General features: G+C 47.5%; 14 protein-coding genes, 1 rRNA gene and 1 pseudogene. 8 read left to right on the top strand and 8 right to left on the bottom strand.

Annotated features, from left to right (window positions below):
* A pseudogene (locus tag H579_RS28960) lies at nt 1–177 on the bottom strand (IS5/IS1182 family transposase); the annotation flags it as partial.
* A 198-nt stretch (nt 178–375) separates the two neighbouring features.
* Here H579_RS28960 and H579_RS28065 point away from each other — a divergent pair.
* Both H579_RS28065 and H579_RS28060 read left to right on the top strand, forming a co-directional pair.
* Complete coding sequence (locus H579_RS28065; protein ID WP_051227803.1) at nt 376–2547, top strand: DctP family TRAP transporter solute-binding subunit; 2172 nt, start codon at nt 376–378, stop codon at nt 2545–2547.
* 79 nt (nt 2548–2626) lie between these two features.
* A complete protein-coding gene (locus H579_RS28060) occupies nt 2627–4897 on the top strand; it encodes an EAL domain-containing protein (protein WP_051227801.1) in 2271 nt (756 codons plus the stop codon).
* Between the two features lie 65 nt (nt 4898–4962).
* Here H579_RS28060 and H579_RS0117425 read toward each other — a convergent pair whose 3' ends face one another.
* Complete coding sequence (locus H579_RS0117425) at nt 4963–5562, bottom strand: 2-hydroxychromene-2-carboxylate isomerase (RefSeq protein ID WP_028301754.1); 600 nt, start codon at nt 5560–5562, stop codon at nt 4963–4965.
* A gap of 224 nt (nt 5563–5786) precedes the next feature.
* Here H579_RS0117425 and H579_RS0117420 point away from each other — a divergent pair, with 224 nt between their 5' ends.
* The 3 genes from H579_RS0117420 (at nt 5787) to H579_RS0117410 (ending at nt 9111) form a co-directional block, all read left to right on the top strand.
* The gene (locus tag H579_RS0117420) at nt 5787–6542 is read left to right on the top strand and encodes an AraC family transcriptional regulator (RefSeq protein WP_028301753.1); all 756 of its coding nucleotides are present in this window, start codon (nt 5787–5789) and stop codon (nt 6540–6542) included.
* A gap of 163 nt (nt 6543–6705) precedes the next feature.
* A complete protein-coding gene (locus H579_RS0117415; RefSeq protein WP_028301752.1) occupies nt 6706–7650 on the top strand; it encodes an AAA family ATPase in 945 nt (314 codons plus the stop codon).
* A 15-nt stretch (nt 7651–7665) separates the two neighbouring features.
* Nucleotides 7666–9111, top strand: coding sequence for a vWA domain-containing protein (locus H579_RS0117410; protein ID WP_028301751.1), 1446 nt, complete (start codon nt 7666–7668; stop codon nt 9109–9111).
* A gap of 312 nt (nt 9112–9423) precedes the next feature.
* Here the strand turns inward: H579_RS0117410 and H579_RS0117405 are convergent, their stop codons facing one another.
* Nucleotides 9424–10035: a 2-hydroxychromene-2-carboxylate isomerase gene (locus H579_RS0117405; RefSeq protein ID WP_036566587.1), complete on the bottom strand. Its 612-nt coding sequence runs from the start codon at nt 10033–10035 to the stop codon at nt 9424–9426.
* 96 nt (nt 10036–10131) lie between these two features.
* The gene (locus H579_RS0117400) at nt 10132–10860 is read right to left on the bottom strand and encodes an SDR family oxidoreductase (protein WP_028301749.1); all 729 of its coding nucleotides are present in this window, start codon (nt 10858–10860) and stop codon (nt 10132–10134) included.
* Nucleotides 10861–11087: 227 nt separating this feature from the next.
* On the opposite strand from H579_RS0117400, the gene H579_RS0117395 reads away from it, so the two are divergent.
* Both H579_RS0117395 and H579_RS0117390 read left to right on the top strand, forming a co-directional pair.
* Nucleotides 11088–11972: a LysR family transcriptional regulator gene (locus H579_RS0117395; RefSeq protein ID WP_028301748.1), complete on the top strand. Its 885-nt coding sequence runs from the start codon at nt 11088–11090 to the stop codon at nt 11970–11972.
* Nucleotides 11973–12153: 181 nt separating this feature from the next.
* On the top strand, nt 12154–12561 hold the full coding sequence (locus H579_RS0117390) for a ketosteroid isomerase-related protein (protein WP_028301747.1): 408 nt from the start codon (nt 12154–12156) through the stop codon (nt 12559–12561).
* Nucleotides 12562–12754: 193 nt separating this feature from the next.
* On the opposite strand, the gene H579_RS26230 is transcribed toward H579_RS0117390, so the two are convergent.
* The 3 genes from H579_RS26230 to H579_RS28055 form a co-directional block, all read right to left on the bottom strand.
* Nucleotides 12755–14260, bottom strand: a complete 1506-nt coding sequence (locus H579_RS26230; protein WP_051227799.1) for a methyl-accepting chemotaxis protein — start codon at nt 14258–14260, stop codon at nt 12755–12757.
* Nucleotides 14261–14276: 16 nt separating this feature from the next.
* Nucleotides 14277–14813: a PAS domain-containing protein gene (locus tag H579_RS0117380; RefSeq protein ID WP_245583298.1), complete on the bottom strand. Its 537-nt coding sequence runs from the start codon at nt 14811–14813 to the stop codon at nt 14277–14279.
* 232 nt (nt 14814–15045) lie between these two features.
* Nucleotides 15046–16089 carry a DNA/RNA non-specific endonuclease gene (locus H579_RS28055; RefSeq protein WP_051227797.1) on the bottom strand — a complete coding sequence of 348 codons (1044 nt, stop codon included), beginning with the start codon at nt 16087–16089 and terminating at the stop codon, nt 15046–15048.
* A gap of 221 nt (nt 16090–16310) precedes the next feature.
* Between H579_RS28055 and pyrC the strand changes: the two genes are divergently transcribed.
* On the top strand, nt 16311–17348 hold the full coding sequence (gene pyrC / locus H579_RS0117370) for a dihydroorotase (protein WP_028301745.1): 1038 nt from the start codon (nt 16311–16313) through the stop codon (nt 17346–17348).
* Nucleotides 17349–17656: 308 nt separating this feature from the next.
* Here pyrC and rrf read toward each other — a convergent pair.
* Nucleotides 17657–17772: ribosomal RNA gene (gene rrf / locus H579_RS0117365) — 5S ribosomal RNA — on the bottom strand.
* Between the last annotated feature and the right edge of the window lie 191 nt (nt 17773–17963).

Below are 17963 nucleotides of genomic sequence, written 5' to 3'. Positions count from 1 at the left end.
AGAAGGGTGATAGGCTGCACTGCCTCTCCCGCGATATGCTCCCTGGATGGCTTGCAAATCCAGACTATCGACAACCTCTACAATAAAGCGAGCTAAATGATCTTCAGGCAGCCAGTCATCAATAGATGGAGGAAGTAGATAAGGCGTTTGACGATCGATGGTACGAAAGCGACTCATGATATATCCTGCTGGAACCTGAAAAGGGCTATTATCCTAGATCTGGATGAAATGGGCTAATAGTCCGACAGGCTGCTAGAACAGCCGCTCAGCTATTGATATATACATAAAGCAAAATATGATATTTAGGTAATAATTAAGTTAAAGCCTTATCCTGAATACCAGCATCTGCTGTGCTGACCAAAGGTGACTTCACATATGACCTCTCCTCGTCTGCTCCCTAAGAAGTGGTTGTTCACAATTCCTGTTATTTTGCTGAGTCTTTTTGCGTTGATACAGTGGGTTAGCCCGCCAAAAGTCACCAGTAGCGGTGCCCAAAACAGTGTACCGAATGATAAAGTGATTCACTTACGCTTTGGTCACAACTTAGCAGAAGATACTGCTCTGCATGCAGCAGCCCAACGCTTTGCCGACCAAGTAAAAGCAAAGTCCCATGGTCGTATTGAGATAGAGGTCTTCCCTGCCCAATTATTGGGTAATGATCATCAGATGGTCGAGATGGCACGACAGGGAGAGCTGGACCTTCTGCTGACACCCACAGCGAAACTCAGCGTGCCTGTCCCCTCAATGCAGTATGCTGATCTGCCCTTTTTCTTTCCAACCCGTGAAGATCTGTATCAGATGTTGGATGGTGAGCCGGGTCGTATGCTATTACAAGATCTGCAAGCGATTGGTCTAGTCGGTGTGACCTTCTGGGAAAATGGCTTTAAACATTTCACTTCTAATTTTGCCTTAACTCAACCTGAAGATTTCCAGGGCAAAAGAATTAGAGTAATGAAAAGCCGTATGTTGAGGGATCAGTTTGCAGCCTTTGGTGCTGAAGCTCTGCCCATCGATTTTTATAAGACTCGCCAGGCATTACAGGATGGTGTGGTAGATGGCCAGGAAAACCCTCTAGCAGCAATTGTCAGCATGGGCTTTCATCAAGTGCAGTCCCACCTGACCCTGAGCCACCATGGCTATCTGGCCTATGTGTTAGCTATTAGTGAGAAAACATTTGCTGATCTGCCACGGAATCTAGGACTTTTATTGCTGGATACCGCTCGGGAGATTACTCACTGGGAGCGAGCAGAAGTGCAGCAACGAGAGAAAGCACTGCTTGAAACCATTACTCAGGCCGGCGTTCAAGTACACCAGCTGACCGAACATGAACGCCAGATGTTTGCCGCTAAAACCGCCCACATTGTCCGCCAGTATGAGGAGGTGATTGGTACCGATATCATCTCCAAAACAGAAGCCCTGCTACTACAGAAATATGGCCCACCTCCTGAGCAACAGGCTCAGGTAGTAATTGGGTTAAATGCAGACCTTTCCAGTGTAGGCAAAGGTGCGGGATTAGCCATAAAACGAGGAGCTATGCTGGCCATTGATCAACTTAATAAGCAGGGTGGTATTCAAGGAAAACCTGTACGTTTATTAGCGCTGGATCACAGAATCACCTCCTCGTTGGGTGAAAAAAATGTTGAACAGTTGGCCCAACGAGCTGACCTGGTTGCCATTATCGGTGGCAAACACAGTGCCGTCATCGCCAGCGAAGTGCCCGTTATCAATCGACTTAAAGTACCTTATTTAGTGCCTTGGGCAGCTGCAGCTCAATTAACAGAGCACGGATATGAGGATAACTATATTTTCCGGGTATCGGCCAATGATCGCCTGGCTTCTGAATTTATTGCTGAACAAACCTTAAGAATTGCAAAAAAGCCTGCCTTGTTGGCAGAAAACTCGATTTGGGGGCGTAATAACCTTGAGCAGATGGAAACCTATCTGCGCACGCAGGGGCATCCTGCAGTGAAAGCAATTATCTATAACCGTGGTCAGGCGAGTTTTTATCAGGAACTGGAGGATATTCAGCAAGCAGGAGCCGACGCTCTTATTCTGGTGGCTAACTCAAAAGAAGGCTCTCTGATCCTGCAGGCAATGGCAGCAGAAAGCCAGCCCCTGCCCATCGTTTCTCATTGGGGCTTATTAGGAGGTCACTTTTACCAAAACAACCAACAAGCCATTAACCATCTGGACCTGCGCTTTTTTCAAACCTTCTCATTCAGAAAGCATAAGAGTCCTTTGTCTGATCAGTTACAACAAGCTTATCTCGACAGCTATTTAAAAGAGAGTGTTGATGATATCGACTCCCCCTCAGCAGTAGCCCAGACCTATGATCTGGTGATGCTACTGGCCAAAGCGATAGAACTCAGTGGGTCTACCGAACGCAGTGTTATTAAGCAAACCCTTGAGCAGCTACCAAACTACCAGGGGGTCGTAAAATATTATGCGCCAGCGTTTACCGCTCGCCGACATGATGCTTTGAATAGCAAAGATTTTTATATGGCTCGATTTAGTGAAAAAGGTAAGATTGTTCCTGTAATACCTTAAAGGTTACAGATTAACTTTAGCGTTTCATTTCACTCCTCAGGCACCCGGAATCAGGGAGCCTGCGCCACATGAGATCCATATGGACAAAGCGAGTTCTCCAAGTAGCAGTATCAAGCAAAAAGTCATTTTTCAGGTGGCCGGGCAGGTAGTGTTCGCACTCTTGGTGACAATGATATTGGCCATTATTCTGGTTGAACAGCAAATGAGCCAGCAAACAGAGGCATTGCTGAATAATAAAGCTGATGCGCTACATCGACGCATTGAGCAACGTATCCACTATCTCATTGATAACGCCATACTACTGACCAAGAATGAATTGATGGTTAATGCGCTCACCGATAGCGAAGGGCGAAAAAACTACCTGCCGCCTATGGTGAATAATTTTATTGAGGGCAAAGACGTTCTTTACGTCAACGTTGTGGACTACTCTGGTCAACCGATCTATCAAAGCAAAGATAGTGATACCCTGCTGCAATACAACGAATCATCTCTGTTGAGAAACACCTTAGCTTTAGGTCAGGTATCCGTCTCTGTTGACCAACAGGACAAATACCTGGTCGTCATCAGCCCCATTGAGTATTACGCAACCACGCAGGGGGCTATGATCGTCATCTTTGACCTGGATGAAATCGTCTTCCGTAATCGCCCACCAGGACTGAGTACCTATGTACGCTTGTATCAGTATAATCAGGAAATTCTTGCGCAAAACTTTACCAGCACAGAAGAATACCGCGGCTATCGCTTACCTGTGGTAGAAGAGATGTCACTGTTTGGTCAGTTGGGATTAGAACTGGAGATCGGTCTACCTCGTTCAGAATATCAGGCTCCCATGAATTCCATCCTGGTAAAACTCTTGCTGTTATGCCTGTGCTTTGTTCTGGTCAGCATCTTCTTTGCCGCCAGGACGGCCAACAAAATTACTCGACCTATTTTAGAGCTTTCTCGTCGGGTAAAAGTATCCAGTCAGGGGCACGAGATTTTATGCAGTCCACTGGGTAGTAATGATGAGCTGGAAGAGCTGGCTCAAGCCTTCGATGAACGCACCTTGAAGCTGAAATATCAGTCAAAGCATGATGCTTTAACGGATCTGCCTAATCGGGTTCTATTTCTGGATCGCTTGCAACAGGCACGAAGAGCTAATCAACACTATCAACAAAAATTGGTGGTACTGTTTCTGGACCTGGACCGCTTTAAAGAGATTAATGACTCTTTTGGCCATGAAACAGGCGATGAATTACTGAGAAAAGTCTCTGAACGTATTACAGCCACCTTACGGGAAAGGGATTCCGTAGCCCGTTTAAGCAGTGATGAGTTTACCCTGCTACTTGAGCAGGTGCCGGATGATGATGCTGTAATCCGCGTTTTGCAGAAAGTCATGCGGCTGTTTCAGGAGCCTTTTATTCTGGATCAGCACAAACTTTTTATCACCTGCAGTATAGGTGTGGCGATCTCACCGGAAAATGGCGACAGTGCGGAAGAGTTGCTGAAAAATGCTCACTCGGCCATGTATAAAGCCAAAGCTGCCGGTCGCAACAGCTATCAGTTCTACACGCAGGATATGACCGAACGGGCCTATGAGCGCATCACCCTGGAAACAGATCTGCGTCAGGCCATTAAGAAGAATGAGCTGGAGGTGTTTTATCAACCTCAGGTATTGATGGCAACAGGGGAAATTATCGGTATGGAGGCGCTGATTCGCTGGCATCGCCCCGAAGGTCTGGTGCCACCGTTTAAGTTTATTCCTTTGGCAGAAGAGACGGGGATTATTGTCGAACTGGACCGCTGGGTGATGAAGGATGCCATGCGTCAGTTTGAATACTGGCAACAGCAGGGCCTGAACCCTGGCGTGCTATCGCTAAACCTATCAATGATCCAGCTGAATCACGATGATTTTATTACCGAGGTTAAACAGCACTTGCAGCAAAGTGAGTTATCAGCGGCTCAACTGATGTTTGAGATAACAGAAACCCAGATGATGAAAAACCCTGATCGAACTATCAGCATGCTGAAACAGCTGAAGGCATTGGGCGTTGGATTGGCTATTGATGACTTTGGTACCGGCCACTCCTCACTATCTTATATTAAACGCCTACCTGTGGATAAAATTAAGATTGATCAGTCCTTTGTCCGGGATATACCAGAAGACAGCGATGATATGGAGCTAACCCGTGCCATTATTGCTATGTCTCGTAGCTTACGTTTGGATGTAATTGCAGAGGGTGTCGAAACAATGCAGCAAGCAGAGTTTCTGCAGCAGCATGATTGCAGCGAGGCACAAGGCTATTTGTACTATAAACCTATGCCAGCGGACAAAGTGACTGATGCGCTGCAGAGAAGCTCAAAGGGTTAAACAGAAACTGGCCTATGGGAATTGCATAGGCCTACCTCAGCCTGTCACTACAACCTGCGATAAACCTAGCTGGCACTCAGTGTTTCGGCTAACAACTCCAGTCGATCCTGACCCCAGAACTGTTCACCATCCAGCATATAAGACGGTGCACCCAGAACACCTTGCTCAATGGCATCCAGAGTGTTGGCATCATAAACCGCTTGAGTACTTTGGAACTGTGCCTGCTGAATTACCTCATCGGCGTTAAACCTCAGCACGGTTAGCAGCTCTCGCAGCACACCTTCATCTGCAATATTCCTGTCTTCTGTCCAACATGCGGCTAAAACCTGATTGATAAAAGCACCGGCATCCTGACCGGATTCCTGCAATGCAATCACACAGCGATCAGCCAAAGTCGGGTCGGTGGGGAAGTGTGCAGGATGCAGATTAATCGCCAATTCACGTTTTTTCGCCCAGCGTTTCAGCTCCACTAAGCGATATTCCTGACGACATTTAGGACGTTCCGGCAATGGCTTTGCACCGGACTCGCCAAACACCTGACCTAACTTAACGGGTTTAAACTGAACTTTAAGCTGATGCTGTTCAGCGATCTGTAGCAGTGTCTGATGGCCAAGATAGGTAAAGGGGGAAATACTGGTGAAGTAGTAATCGATTTGCTGACTCATGGGGTTTTAGCCTCGGTTTTAAGTTTTAGCCTTGGATTGTTTCTTAGCCTTTTGAGGCTAAAGGGGCTGATGATACTTTTTATGGCCCCGTTGTGAGTAACGATAATGCGGTAAAATTGTTATACTTGAGTCCGAAATATATGACTATAAGTCCGGTTTTCTTTAATCACTCTCCTTATTCGGCTTTTCTTCCGCAACAACCGCGACCCATTTGGGGAAATACTATGTCCAAGCCAGATCGTCTATCAGCTCTAATTGCCCGTTTTGATCTACAGGCCGAAGTCACCGCTCCCGAGCAGGCTAATCTCTTGCTGCTGGCGGATAGTACTAGTGGAGAATTAAGCCAGATTGAGTTCTGGCCCGGCTCGGTAGATAACAAAACAAGCATCCAAGAGGACTATACGGTTTTAATTGCCGCATCGATCAACCTGGGTGGTGATGTGAATCCTTTAGCGACATCCCTACCTGAATGTGTTGCGATTCCACTAGAAGAGGGTTCACTAAAGAATCTGGCATTACTGATAGTAGAAGAAGTACAGGATCAACGCTGCGGCCGTCACAGTACATTGCAAAGGTTATTTGAAGTGCTGGTGGTAATGCTATTAAGGCGAGCAATCCAGGCCAATACGGAAAAGATTGGTCTGCTGGCAGGATTATCAGACCAACGTATCTGCAAAGCGATTGTCGCCATTCATGAGCGACCAGAATTTGACTGGCATATCGAAGACTTAGCCGATACCGCAGGGCTATCCCGTAGCCAGTTTATGGAGTGCTTTAAAAACAGCGTTGGGCAAACCCCTGCGCAATATCTTAGAGAATGGCGATTGACCCTCGCTCGACAGGATCTGGAAAAGGGTGAACGGGTGAAAACAGTAGCTAAGCGTTATGGCTATGGTAGTCAGGAAGCCTTAAGCCGGGCTTTTAGTCAGCGTTATCACTGTAGCCCGGCTAAAGTGAGATCTATCAGCCAAGCAGGTTGATAATTTTCTGACGCCTCAGTCACCGTTAATCCTTGTCATATGCGCCAAAGCTAATCCAATATGGCGTACTCTTCTGTCTCCATATCAGCGACGTTGATCATAGACATAACTCTAGATACAACCATCAACATACCCCTAAACATAACAACAAAAGAGGCTTCCGGTGATTATCCGTAATAAGGACAAAATCAGTTCTCCCGATACCATCAAAGAGCATTTTGAGGCATTGGGTTATATCTGCAGTGATGCCATTGCGACTTCGGTTTATCTGGCCTGTCATCTTCAAAAGCCGATTCTGGTAGAAGGTCCGCCGGGTGTGGGTAAGACGGAGCTGGCAAAGAAAACCTCTGAGCTGTTAGCTGCGCCGTTGATCCGTATGCAGTGTTATGAAGGTCTGGATGAAGCCAAGGCGTTGTATGAATGGAAGTACGGCAAGCAGCTGCTGTATACACAGCTATTAAAAGATCAGCTGGGTGATGTGATGCGTGGTGCCAAGGGGCTGGATGAGTCTGTGACCCGTTTGCATCAGTTTGGCGATATCTTCTATTCCGATGAGTTTCTGGAGCCGCGTCCGCTATTGGAAGCATTACGGGCTGAAGATGGGGCTATTTTACTGATCGATGAGATCGATAAGGCGGATCAGGAGTTTGAAGCTTTTCTGCTTGAGTTGCTGTCAGACTATCAGATCTCTATTCCTGAGTTGGGCACAATTAAAGCCAAGTCCAACCCTATCGTTTTTCTGACCAGTAACAATACCCGTGAACTGAGTGATGCGTTAAAGCGTCGCTGTTTGCACCTCTATATTCCTTTCCCATCCAAAACCATTGAGCAAAAGATCATTTCTGCCCAGGTGCCTGAACTGAATGAGCAGCTCAAACAGCAGTTGGTGAGTTTTATCAGTGAACTGCGTGAGATGGCGCTGAAAAAAGTGCCCGCAGTCAGCGAAACCATCGACTGGGCCAGAGCGCTGTTACTGTTGAATGTGGATAATCTGGATCATGACTGGATCAAAACCACCCTCAATCTATTGCTGAAGTTTCAGGACGATATCGAAGCGGTAGAACCCGAGATCGATAACCTGCTAAAAGCCGCCAACAAGCAGCGCTAACGAGAAGCCTGGATTATGCAGAAAGTACTCGGTGATTTTATTTATGCTCTGCGTCAGGCGGGTTTACCTATCTCCTCAGCGGAAACATTGGATGCCTTAAAAGCGGCTCAGCTGGTCGGCATTGATAATGCGCCGCTGTTAAAGCAGTCGTTGGGGATGACACTGAGTAAACGTCTGGAACATCGCCTGATTCACGATCAGATCTTTGATCAGTACTTTAATGGTTACGGTCACCTGCAAGAGGAAGGCGGTAAGCCATTGTCGCAAGAGGCTTATGAAAAGGCCGAGAATGCTGAGAGCGAAGCGGTTAATAGTGAAGCTGCCAGTGAACAAGCGGCGGCTTCAACCAGTTCCTCTGTAGAAAACCCCAACACAAGTCTAATTCCTGAAGCGGCGGCTAACCTTTCCTCGCCATTGGCGCAGCAATTAATGGCTGGTGATATGTCGGCACTGCAGGTGATGATTACCGGAGCCGGTGCTGGCGCAGGTGCACAAGAGGTGACCTTTAGTACACAGATTCCTATCGTGACTTATCGTGTTATGCAGGCGATGGGCGATAGTGAGTTACAGCAGGAATTGCAGGAGCTGGCCAAGGAAGACGAAAACAGTGCTCTGGTGCAGCTGTTGCGTCAACGTCGTTCTCAGTTACAGCAGCAGATTCGGGATTATGTTGAGCAGCAATACTTGCTGTTTAATCAAGGTGAAAGCCAGAAGCTGCGTGAAAGTAATCTGCAAAAGATCCGCCTGACCAGCGTTGATCACAGTAACTACAAACGGATGGGCGAGTTGGTACGTAAAGCCGCCAAACGTCTGGCCAGTATGCACAGTCGCAGACGACGCATTACCAAGCGCGGCATGCTGGATGTGCGCCGTACCGTATCCGCCAATGCCGCCTTTGATGGCTTTCTGTTTCATACCAAATGGAAATCCACCCGTATTGAACGCCCCAAGGTGATGGTGATCTGCGATGTCAGTGGTTCGGTCAGCAGTGTCGCGCGTTTTCTGCTGCTGTTTTTATATTGCTTGCAGGACGTGTTGCCCAAGGTGCGCTCCTTTGTCTTTTCTGCAGAGATGGCGGAAGTTACTGAGTTATTTGCTAAAAAAGAGATGGACGAAGCCCTGGCGGAAATTCTGCATCGTTGGGCCAATTCACCCACCCATTACGGCAAGGCATTAGCGGACTTTGAACAGCTGGCGCTGGCAGATATCGATAACAAAACCACGGTGATTATGCTGGGCGATGCCCGTAATAACGGCAGTGATGGCAATATTGCGGTGTGGGAAGAGGTTTACCGTCGTAGCCAGCGGGTACTGTGGTTAAACCCTGAAGGACAAACCAGTTGGGATACCGGCGATTCCATTATGAGTCAGTATGCGCCTTACTGTTCTCTTATGGAGACCTGTAATTCGCTACGGGATTTGAATCGTATTTTGGGTTCCGAACTCAAGCGTAGTGGTTGAGGTTAGAAAAAGCATAACGATTAGGGTCTAGTTGAAGCAAAGTGGTTGAGATTAAGGAAGACCTATTCCAAAGGTTACTTGGAATCTAACCCTGATTTCCGGAGAGATACAAGGCCGGATAAGCGGAGCGCCATCCGACATGGAACTCGATACCTTGCTGTTGCTAGGAGGTGTCTGTAGGAAGATTCTTGTTGGAAGGCGCCTTGCGGCTTCTCCAACCGACAATGACGGCTTGGATTGCTCACTCAAGGGATGAGCTTTCCAAGCACTCCACTGTTTTTGAAACCCAAACAAAAGCAGCTGAAGCAATATCTATTTCAGGGCTCGTTCCACCCACTCCAAACGATCCTGACCAAAGAACAGTTCACCATTAACAATCATGGTCGGTGCACCAAATACCCCTTGCGCCACGGCATCTTCACAAGCTTGAATCAGCGCTTGCTTGATCTCTGGTTGAGTCACCGCGTCCATCACTTCGGTGTTAAAACCAGCATCGGTCAGCACTTCGGCCAACACTTCCGGTGAGGATAGGTCTTTACCATCTACCCAAGCGGCGGTGTACATGGCCTGGTTATAATCTTCAACACGGCCCTGTTGCTGCGCCCAGATCGCCCCCCGCATAGCCCCTACAGTACTGAAGACAAAATGAGGATTCAGCTGATAGGGCACGCCGTAATGAGCAGCATATCGGGCAAAGTCTTTCTGCATCCATTGCCACTTAGCAGGGATGGTAATCGGGCTATTAGTGCCCTGCTGTTTAAATACGCCGCCCAGTAGCATCGGCTTGTAGTTAATGGTTGCTCCAGTACGCTCACAGATACCCGCCAGCTGGGTCCAGGCCAGATAAGAAGCAGGGCTGATATAGTCGTAATAGAAATCGATGCTTTTGTTATCGGTGCTTTTGTTGTCCGTGTTTTGGCTCATGCTGTTATCCTCAGTTTTATTTATATTGTTAGGGTTAATGCTGTACTTAGGCTTTAACGGGTTGTCTTGAATCGCGTAAAATCTCAATTATCTTCATTACCAAGGCTCGGCAAAGGGGCGGATATCCTGCTCAAAGGTCCAGGCCGACTTAGGTTGTTGATGCAATTGCCAATACACCTCTGCCAGATCATCCGGTTGGATAATGCCATCTTCACCCTTGCTGGCATAAAGGTCAGGTAAAAACTCTTTTGTGGCTTCATTTTCGATCAAACCATCCACAATCACATGGGCAATATGAATCCCCTGTGGGCCTAATTCTCGGGCCATACTCTGCGCCAGAGCCCTTAAGGCGTGTTTACCACCGGCAAAGGCGGCAAAACCCGAGTTACCCCGTAAACTGGCAGAAGCCCCGGTAAACAAGATAGTGCCCTGTTGTCGTGGCAGCATCTTTTTCGCCACTTCCCGTCCGACTAAGAAACCGGCTAGAGCACACATCTCCCATACCTTGCGATAGACCTGAGTGCTGGTTTCGGTAATACCAAAACGCACATTGCCACCGACATTAAATACGGCCACTTCAATGGGACCGAGTTCGCTTTCAACCCGTTCAATCAGCTCGGTGACCTGCTGTTCATCGCGGGCATCAGAGTGCAGAGCAGTAATGCTTGAACCCAGCGCTTCCACTTCCTGTGTCAGTTGGCTCAAATCACCGCGACGGCGTGTGGCGACAATATGAAAACCCTCACGGGCAAAACGACGGGCAATGGCAGAACCCAGGTGGTCCCCTGCACCAATAATCAATGCGATAGCTTTGCTCTGACTCATCTTTTCACCTGCTGTTTTTATCCGTTTGATAGCTAGCCTTGTAATAGCTGTCCGTTTGATAGCTGCCTTGTATGTAATAGCTAGTCTTTTGATAGCCAACCTTATTGTCGTTCAGCCCTGACTCAATCGGATTGTTGAGAAAACCGATTTACTGATTAACAGTGTATGAGCTTCTTTAAGATAGATATAATGGATTATATATATCATTATCATAAATGGTGGTTATGATGGAGTTGCAGCAACTGCGTTTGTTTCTGGCGGCAGCAGAATCTGAGAGTTTTACCCGTGGTGCGGAGCGGGCCTTTGTATCTCAACCGGCATTATCAGCGTCGATATCTAAGCTGGAAGCGGAGATGGATGTTAAGCTTTTTACTCGCAATAAGCGCAATGTGGTGCTGACCCCGGCAGGTCGTAAGCTGTTAAAGCGGGCGAAGTTGATTGTGGGCGAATGCTCTAAAGCCAAGGAAGAACTTAAGCGCCATAATCGACAAAGCATGTTGCGTTTAGGTGTGATCAATACCCTGCCGATTACTCTGATAGCGCGTTTGATTGAGCAATACCGACGGGAAAATCCCGGTGTCACTCTTTATGTCATTGATGCCAGTAGTCCTGAGATTGAGCGTATGGAGCGGGAAGATCATATCGATCTGGCTCTGACGTTATTGCCTGCCAATGGGCAGGGAAAATCCAGTGCCAATCGCCGTTTTGTCTACTCTCAGGAGCTATTTACCGAGCGTTATATGCTGGCGATGACACCAGATCATCATCTCAGCCAGTCAGCGGTCATTCGTTTTACCGATCTGGGGGATGAGCCCTTTATTACCCGCTCACACTGCGAACATCGCCGTATCGTATTGGGCATCTTAAAAACATTGGATATCCGGCTGAATAACGCTTATATCACCAATCAGGATGATAGGGCACTCACACTGGTTAAAGCCGGTATTGGCGTGGCTATTGTCCCGGAATGCTATGCCTCTGCGGATATTGTGACCCGGCCGCTACAGGATATGCCTGATCTAAGATCCATCGGATTTGAGTGGGGTCAGGGGGATAGTCTGGACGAAGTGACACGTTTTGTTGAGTTTGCAGCTACTGCACGATGGCGTTAATCGCTTAGACTCATGCTGAGGACAAACCACATATTTTAATAATGAAAATGGTGATTCTACTCAGTTGATCGTCGCAGATAGACAACGTTTAACGTAAGCACCTTGCTAATATGGCAGGTTGTGATGAATCCCATTAGGTGACAACAAAAATTATCTGTTTGACGTGAGAGTGAACAACGCCATGAACCAGAACACTATAGCCCTGCTGGAAAACTACTACGATGCCTTTAACCAGCAGGATATGGAGCGCTTTTTAAGCCTGCTGACCGACGACGTGGTACACGATATTAACCAAGGCGGCCGTGAAGTAGGCCGTGAGGTGTTTGCAGCTTTTATGGCACGCATGAATCACCATTATAAAGAGCAGATTGTGGATATCTCGATTACCACCAATGATGCCGGTGATCGTGCTGCAGTTGAGTTCCGTGTGCTGGGTGAATATCTGAAGACCGATGAAGGTCTACCAGAAGCAAACGGCCAAACTTATGATCTGACTGCAGGGGCATTTTTTGATATTCGTGAGGGTAAGGTGGCACGTATCAGCAACTACTATAATCTGCAAGACTGGATCGCTCAGGTTGCAGGTTAATCATTAATCGGAAGTTTACATAATCTTCTCCGTGAAGTGAGACTTACCCCATCAATCAACCAATCAGCGCTGGGGAAGGCATTAGGCCTTCCAGCGCTGAAGCAGTCGTTATCAAGATTTAATCTAGATATTAAGACGGTGTTATCGCTTCCGCTATAGTCACCAGGATGTCGGTCTTGCAGGAGCATGCTTGTCAGAGCGGGGCATGCTGATGCAAATGCAGCTGTTTCATTCTGTCATTGGTCATCTGATCGATCCAGTACATCACCTCTTCACTCGCATCTTCTGTCGCTTGCATCTCTTCAACAATACGCTGACGCAGAGATTCATCGTTTTGCCAGTTCTGATCAATCAGCTCCAATGCTCTGTGCACTGAGGAGTGGACTCGGGCATGAGGGTCTTCCAGCGCTTTATAAGCCTGGCTATTGCTGAACAGATCTTTCCCATCGCTTTCGTAATACCATTTACCCAGGCGACAGCCCTTATGAGTGACCTGAACTGCGTCATATTCCGACCCTTTATCCTGCTCTCCCAGGGCAACGTATCCGTTCTGCTTGTAAATAACATGATCCAACTTCACCAGGGAGTGATAGATCACAGTGCAAACCCCTTCAATCTGATTAGCAGAGTGTTCTGATGAGCCTGCCAGCAGGTTAAACTGCTGTTCAAACTCAGCCACCATCTGCTCCATCTCCTGGGTGACGCTTTGAGACCGGGCGGATGCGGCACTCACTTCTTCGACACGACGGCTAAAGCCGGACAGGATCTGATCCACATTCTCTGCAGCTTCCTTGGTCCTTTGTGACAGACTTTTGACCTCATCAGCCACCACTGCAAAGCCGCGACCATTTTCACCGGCACGAGCCGCTTCAATAGAGGCATTTAACGCCAGCAAATTGGTTTGATCAGCAATATCCTTAATGGTCATTAACGACTCGGCCACCTGCTTACTGTCATTACTTAATGTATTGACCACATCAGTCACCTGACCCACTGTTTCAGCAATATCAGTAATTGAGTGACGAATGGCCTCTACGGAATGCAGTGACTTCTGCGCTAACTGGGCATTATCACTGGCCTGACTACCTACTTCGCGGGCGTCGGTATCGATCTGAGTCAGATCGGCCTGGGTCTTTTTCAGGTTTTTAATCAGGTTACTGGTATTCAGACGGTGCAATGCCGAAGCCAGACTGTTGCTATTTAGCAACTTCTCATTTTCTTTCATCGCCTCAATGGATTTACAGATAGAAACCAGAGAGCTACCCATACGTCCCGGCAAGCCGGCCCCCAGTGGAGGACGATCAAAGTTGCCTTTCGATACCTGGCTAAAAGCGGTGTCCACTTCTTTAAAGTAGCTTTCTACCTGATCCAACAGGTCATTCAGGTCCCAGGCCACTTTCCCTAACTCACCCAGCCCTCTGGTGTTATTTACCCGATGGTGTAACTCGCCCTTAATACTGGCATTCAGGGTAGCATGCAGGCGCTTCAGAGTTTCCAGTACACGCAGGGACTGGAACACCTGTAGCGCCATAATCACGACAACAACACCCCCACCCAACACATGCCAGAGATCAAAACCGTAACGCCAGGTCGAGTAAATGAATGTCAGTGTAATAATGCAATAGGACAGCACCGTGCCCCAGACAAACTGAGTATGTAAAAAAGGGATACCGTGACTGGTTTCATTTCGTACAGACATAAATAAAAATCCCTTGTTAAAGTGAGCCCTGTTGATATAGGCGCATCATCGCCTGGCAGTACTGCATCTCAGTTGCGTCAACCCACTGCTTCAGTGCAGCAACAGATTGCTCAATGGCGGAGGAACCCTGGCCTCTGGCTTCAATGGCCAGCATCTCCTGATACAGTGGGATAATATATTTCTTTAGCGTCTCAGGCTCAGGCTTACGACGCACTGAGTAATAGCCTTGCACTTGACCATTTTGATCGATATCGGGCGTGACATTGGCAAAAACCCAATAGTAGGAGCCATCGGCGCACAGGTTTTTAACATAACCAAAGAACTCATTGCCCTGTTGCAGCGCTTGCCACATCAGACGAAATACGCCTTTTGGCATATCCGGATGGCGAATCATATTATGAGGGTTGCCCAGTAGCTGCTGCTCAGAAAAACCAGAGATAGCCATAAACTTACGGTTGCAGTAAGTGATATTACCTTTGGTGCAGGTTTTGCTGACAATGAAGTCATCTTTATGCAGCACGACTTCTCGGTTTTGTGGGGTAATCTTGTTCACTATAAAGCCACCAATATTAGTCGTATTTGTAAAAACTTGTTATGCATTAGAATATTTTTGTAAACATACGATTAATATAAAGGATTCAATAGGCAGGGTTAAGTGCTTTTGATCTAAAGTAGAGCATAAAATGACTAATTAGCGCTCCTAGCTTCACCTTAATGAGCGTTACCTTATAGGTTACTGATAACGACTCTTCTGGCTTATAAAGATTCTCTGCCAGATATATGGGTTAACGACACAAACTCTCACAGGGTACACCATCGCCATCACTATCCAACCGGGAGATACCGCAGCTATTGAGATAAAAGGAGGCTTCCTCACAGGAATTCATCGCCGAGCAGGTCATCTTACTGTTACAGCTGAAATCGATAGAATCTGAGCCATTAGCGCTGGTATCAGGGGCTTCCGGGTTGTAGTAGATCGCAGGGCTAACAGTAACGCTCGTTGGCAGATCACAGGCCAGGCGCACACTGCTTTCCAGGTTCGCCTCCAGGCTATCGGGCAGGCTATTAAAGAAGTCGACATCAACCTGGTTTTCCAGCTGATCAATACTGAGAATATGCTCATCTAAATTATCCCAGTAAAAACTATCTTGTGGTGCTAACAGGGCAAAAGCGCGCAAGTAATGATCCTGATCCAAGTGTACAATGACTTTATAATTCTGCTCTGGGATCGCTACACCTTCACCAATGCTGTCCGGACTTGAGCCATAGGCGCTGCCGGTGATCACCAACAGCGGAGCGCTATTCGGCTTTTCCAGACTACAGTCGCGCACCCACTGTTCCACCTCGCTCCATTGATAACGGTTAAAGCTCTGGGTTTGCGGCACGATATTGGTCAGATAGAAGGTATCCGCCTGTGAGCTTTCCGTATGATCCAGTGAAGCATTAGGTGCCAGATGGCCCCGGTCATAGCCGGAACCGGAATAGTCGCTGAGTTGAGATTGATAAGCTTCGGGCACACGCTCATCCACCTTAAAGCTGTCTTCCCGCTCAAGAGTGACCGCGACCTGATTCGCATACAGCAGGTACATCGACCACAAACCGCCTTTATGGACATAGCTGTAACCTGTACTAAAAGCTTCGTAGTTCAGTACCTGATCCTGCCCGGCAACTGGGGCAATGACAAAGTCAGAAATCGCACTATTACTGGGCATATAATCCGCGTCTTCTACGTCATCGCTGGAGCCACAGGCACTTAGAAACAAACTGATACCGCACACGAGAATCAAACGAGTCAATGAAGAGTGAGTCGAAGCAAAGCACATAGTCATGTCCTTAATCCTGAGTAACCGACAGGTAAGATCAAATAATAACAGCTCATCATCATACCGAAACTACAGACTGGAAAGATGGTTTAGCGGACATGGATACAAGCCTGAACGATGAATAGGCCTGTGAACTGTCAACGATAGCTCGTGATGGGATATAATATAACAACTTGAACCCTTCCACTCTCTTGAAGAGCACTCTAAGAGCACGTTATAGGATTCCTATGAAGACACTGACGATTCAAACACCAGATGATTGGCACTTGCACTTGCGTGATGGAGATATGCTACCTGAAACCGTTCCGGCGACGGCCCGCTGCTTTAAGCGCGCGATCGTTATGCCAAACCTGGTGCCACCTGTGACCAATGCTGAAATGGCTATGGCTTACCGTCAGCGTATTCTGGACGCCCGCCCTGAAGGCAACAGCTTTGATCCACTGATGACACTGTTTCTGACCAACAATACCTCTGAACAGGATATTATTGAGGCCAAAGCTGCTGGTATTGTCGCTGCTAAAATGTATCCAGCCGGTGCGACTACCAACTCATCTGCCGCAGTAAAACAGCTGGAAGCCATGTATCCAGTGTTTGAAGTGATGCAAGAGCAGGGCATGCTGCTACTGGTACATGGTGAAGTGACTGATCACCATATTGATATCTTTGATCGTGAAAAAGAGTTTATCGATCAGAAGATGGTACATATCGTTAAAAACTTCCCAAATCTGAAAGTGGTGTTTGAGCATATCACCACCGCCGATGCGGCTCAGTTTGTTCAGGAAGCAGGCGATAATATCGCCGCGACCATCACCCCTCAGCACCTGCTGCTGAACCGTAACGATCTGCTGGTAGGCGGTGTACGTCCGCACAACTTCTGCCTGCCGGTACTGAAGCGTAACACCCACCAGGAAGCCCTGCGTAAAGTGGTTCAGTCGGGTTCACCGAAATTCTTCCTGGGTACAGACTCCGCACCACACGCCAAAGAAGCGAAAGAGAATGCCTGTGGTTGTGCCGGTTGTTACAGCGCCTGGAGTGCGATTGAGCTGTACGCTCATGTCTTTGAAGAGCTGGATGCCTTAGATAAGCTGGAAGGATTCGCCAGTCATTACGGCCCGGACTTCTACGGTCTGGAGCGTAACGAAGGTACCATTACTCTGGTACGTGAAGACTGGACCATCCCAGACGAAATTACCCTGCCAAACGACAAACCGATTGTGCCTTTCTTCGCAGGCCACACTGTACACTGGAAGCTGCAACAGTCATAAGGCACTGGCTATAAGGCAAGACATAATACCAATACTGAAAAGTTGGCATATACTCAATATTTAAAAGAGAGAAATAGCCGACTATTCGCTTGGTAATTGTGACATTGACAGTCTCATTCGCAAGGAGTCGAATGCCCAAACTCGCATTCGGCTTCTGATAATGACTCATCTCAAAGATGGAATCAGGGGGGTTCTGCAAGCTACTTTGTGATTTTGTTTTTCTTACAGACTTTTCTTTCGCCCATACGAAAAAACCCTGATCATTGCTGATCAGGGTTTGCTGTCTTTTCTAAAAAGACTAAATAGGCGCTTGACGATGTCCTACTCTCACATGGGGAGACCCCACACTACCATCGGCGCTGAGCAGTTTCACTTCTGAGTTCGAGATGGAATCAGGTGGTTCCTACACGCTATTGTCGTCAAGCAAAAAAGGTTGTAGATTCGTGCCGAGATGTCTTTGTACTCTTTATTAAGAGCTTTATTCCAGCCTTGCTAATTATCTATTCTGAACTGTAATCTTTTCGCGTATCCGGTGACTTCACACTGTTTTTAGTATGTTGTCTATCGTTTAGCAAAGCTTAAAACCACTTTGGTGTTATATGGTCAAGCCTCACG

This window comes from Oceanospirillum beijerinckii DSM 7166 (assembly GCF_000422425.1).
In the GTDB taxonomy this organism is placed as follows: Bacteria; Pseudomonadota; Gammaproteobacteria; order Pseudomonadales; family Halomonadaceae; genus Oceanospirillum; species Oceanospirillum beijerinckii.
This window is presented reverse-complemented; position numbering and strand designations above follow the sequence as displayed.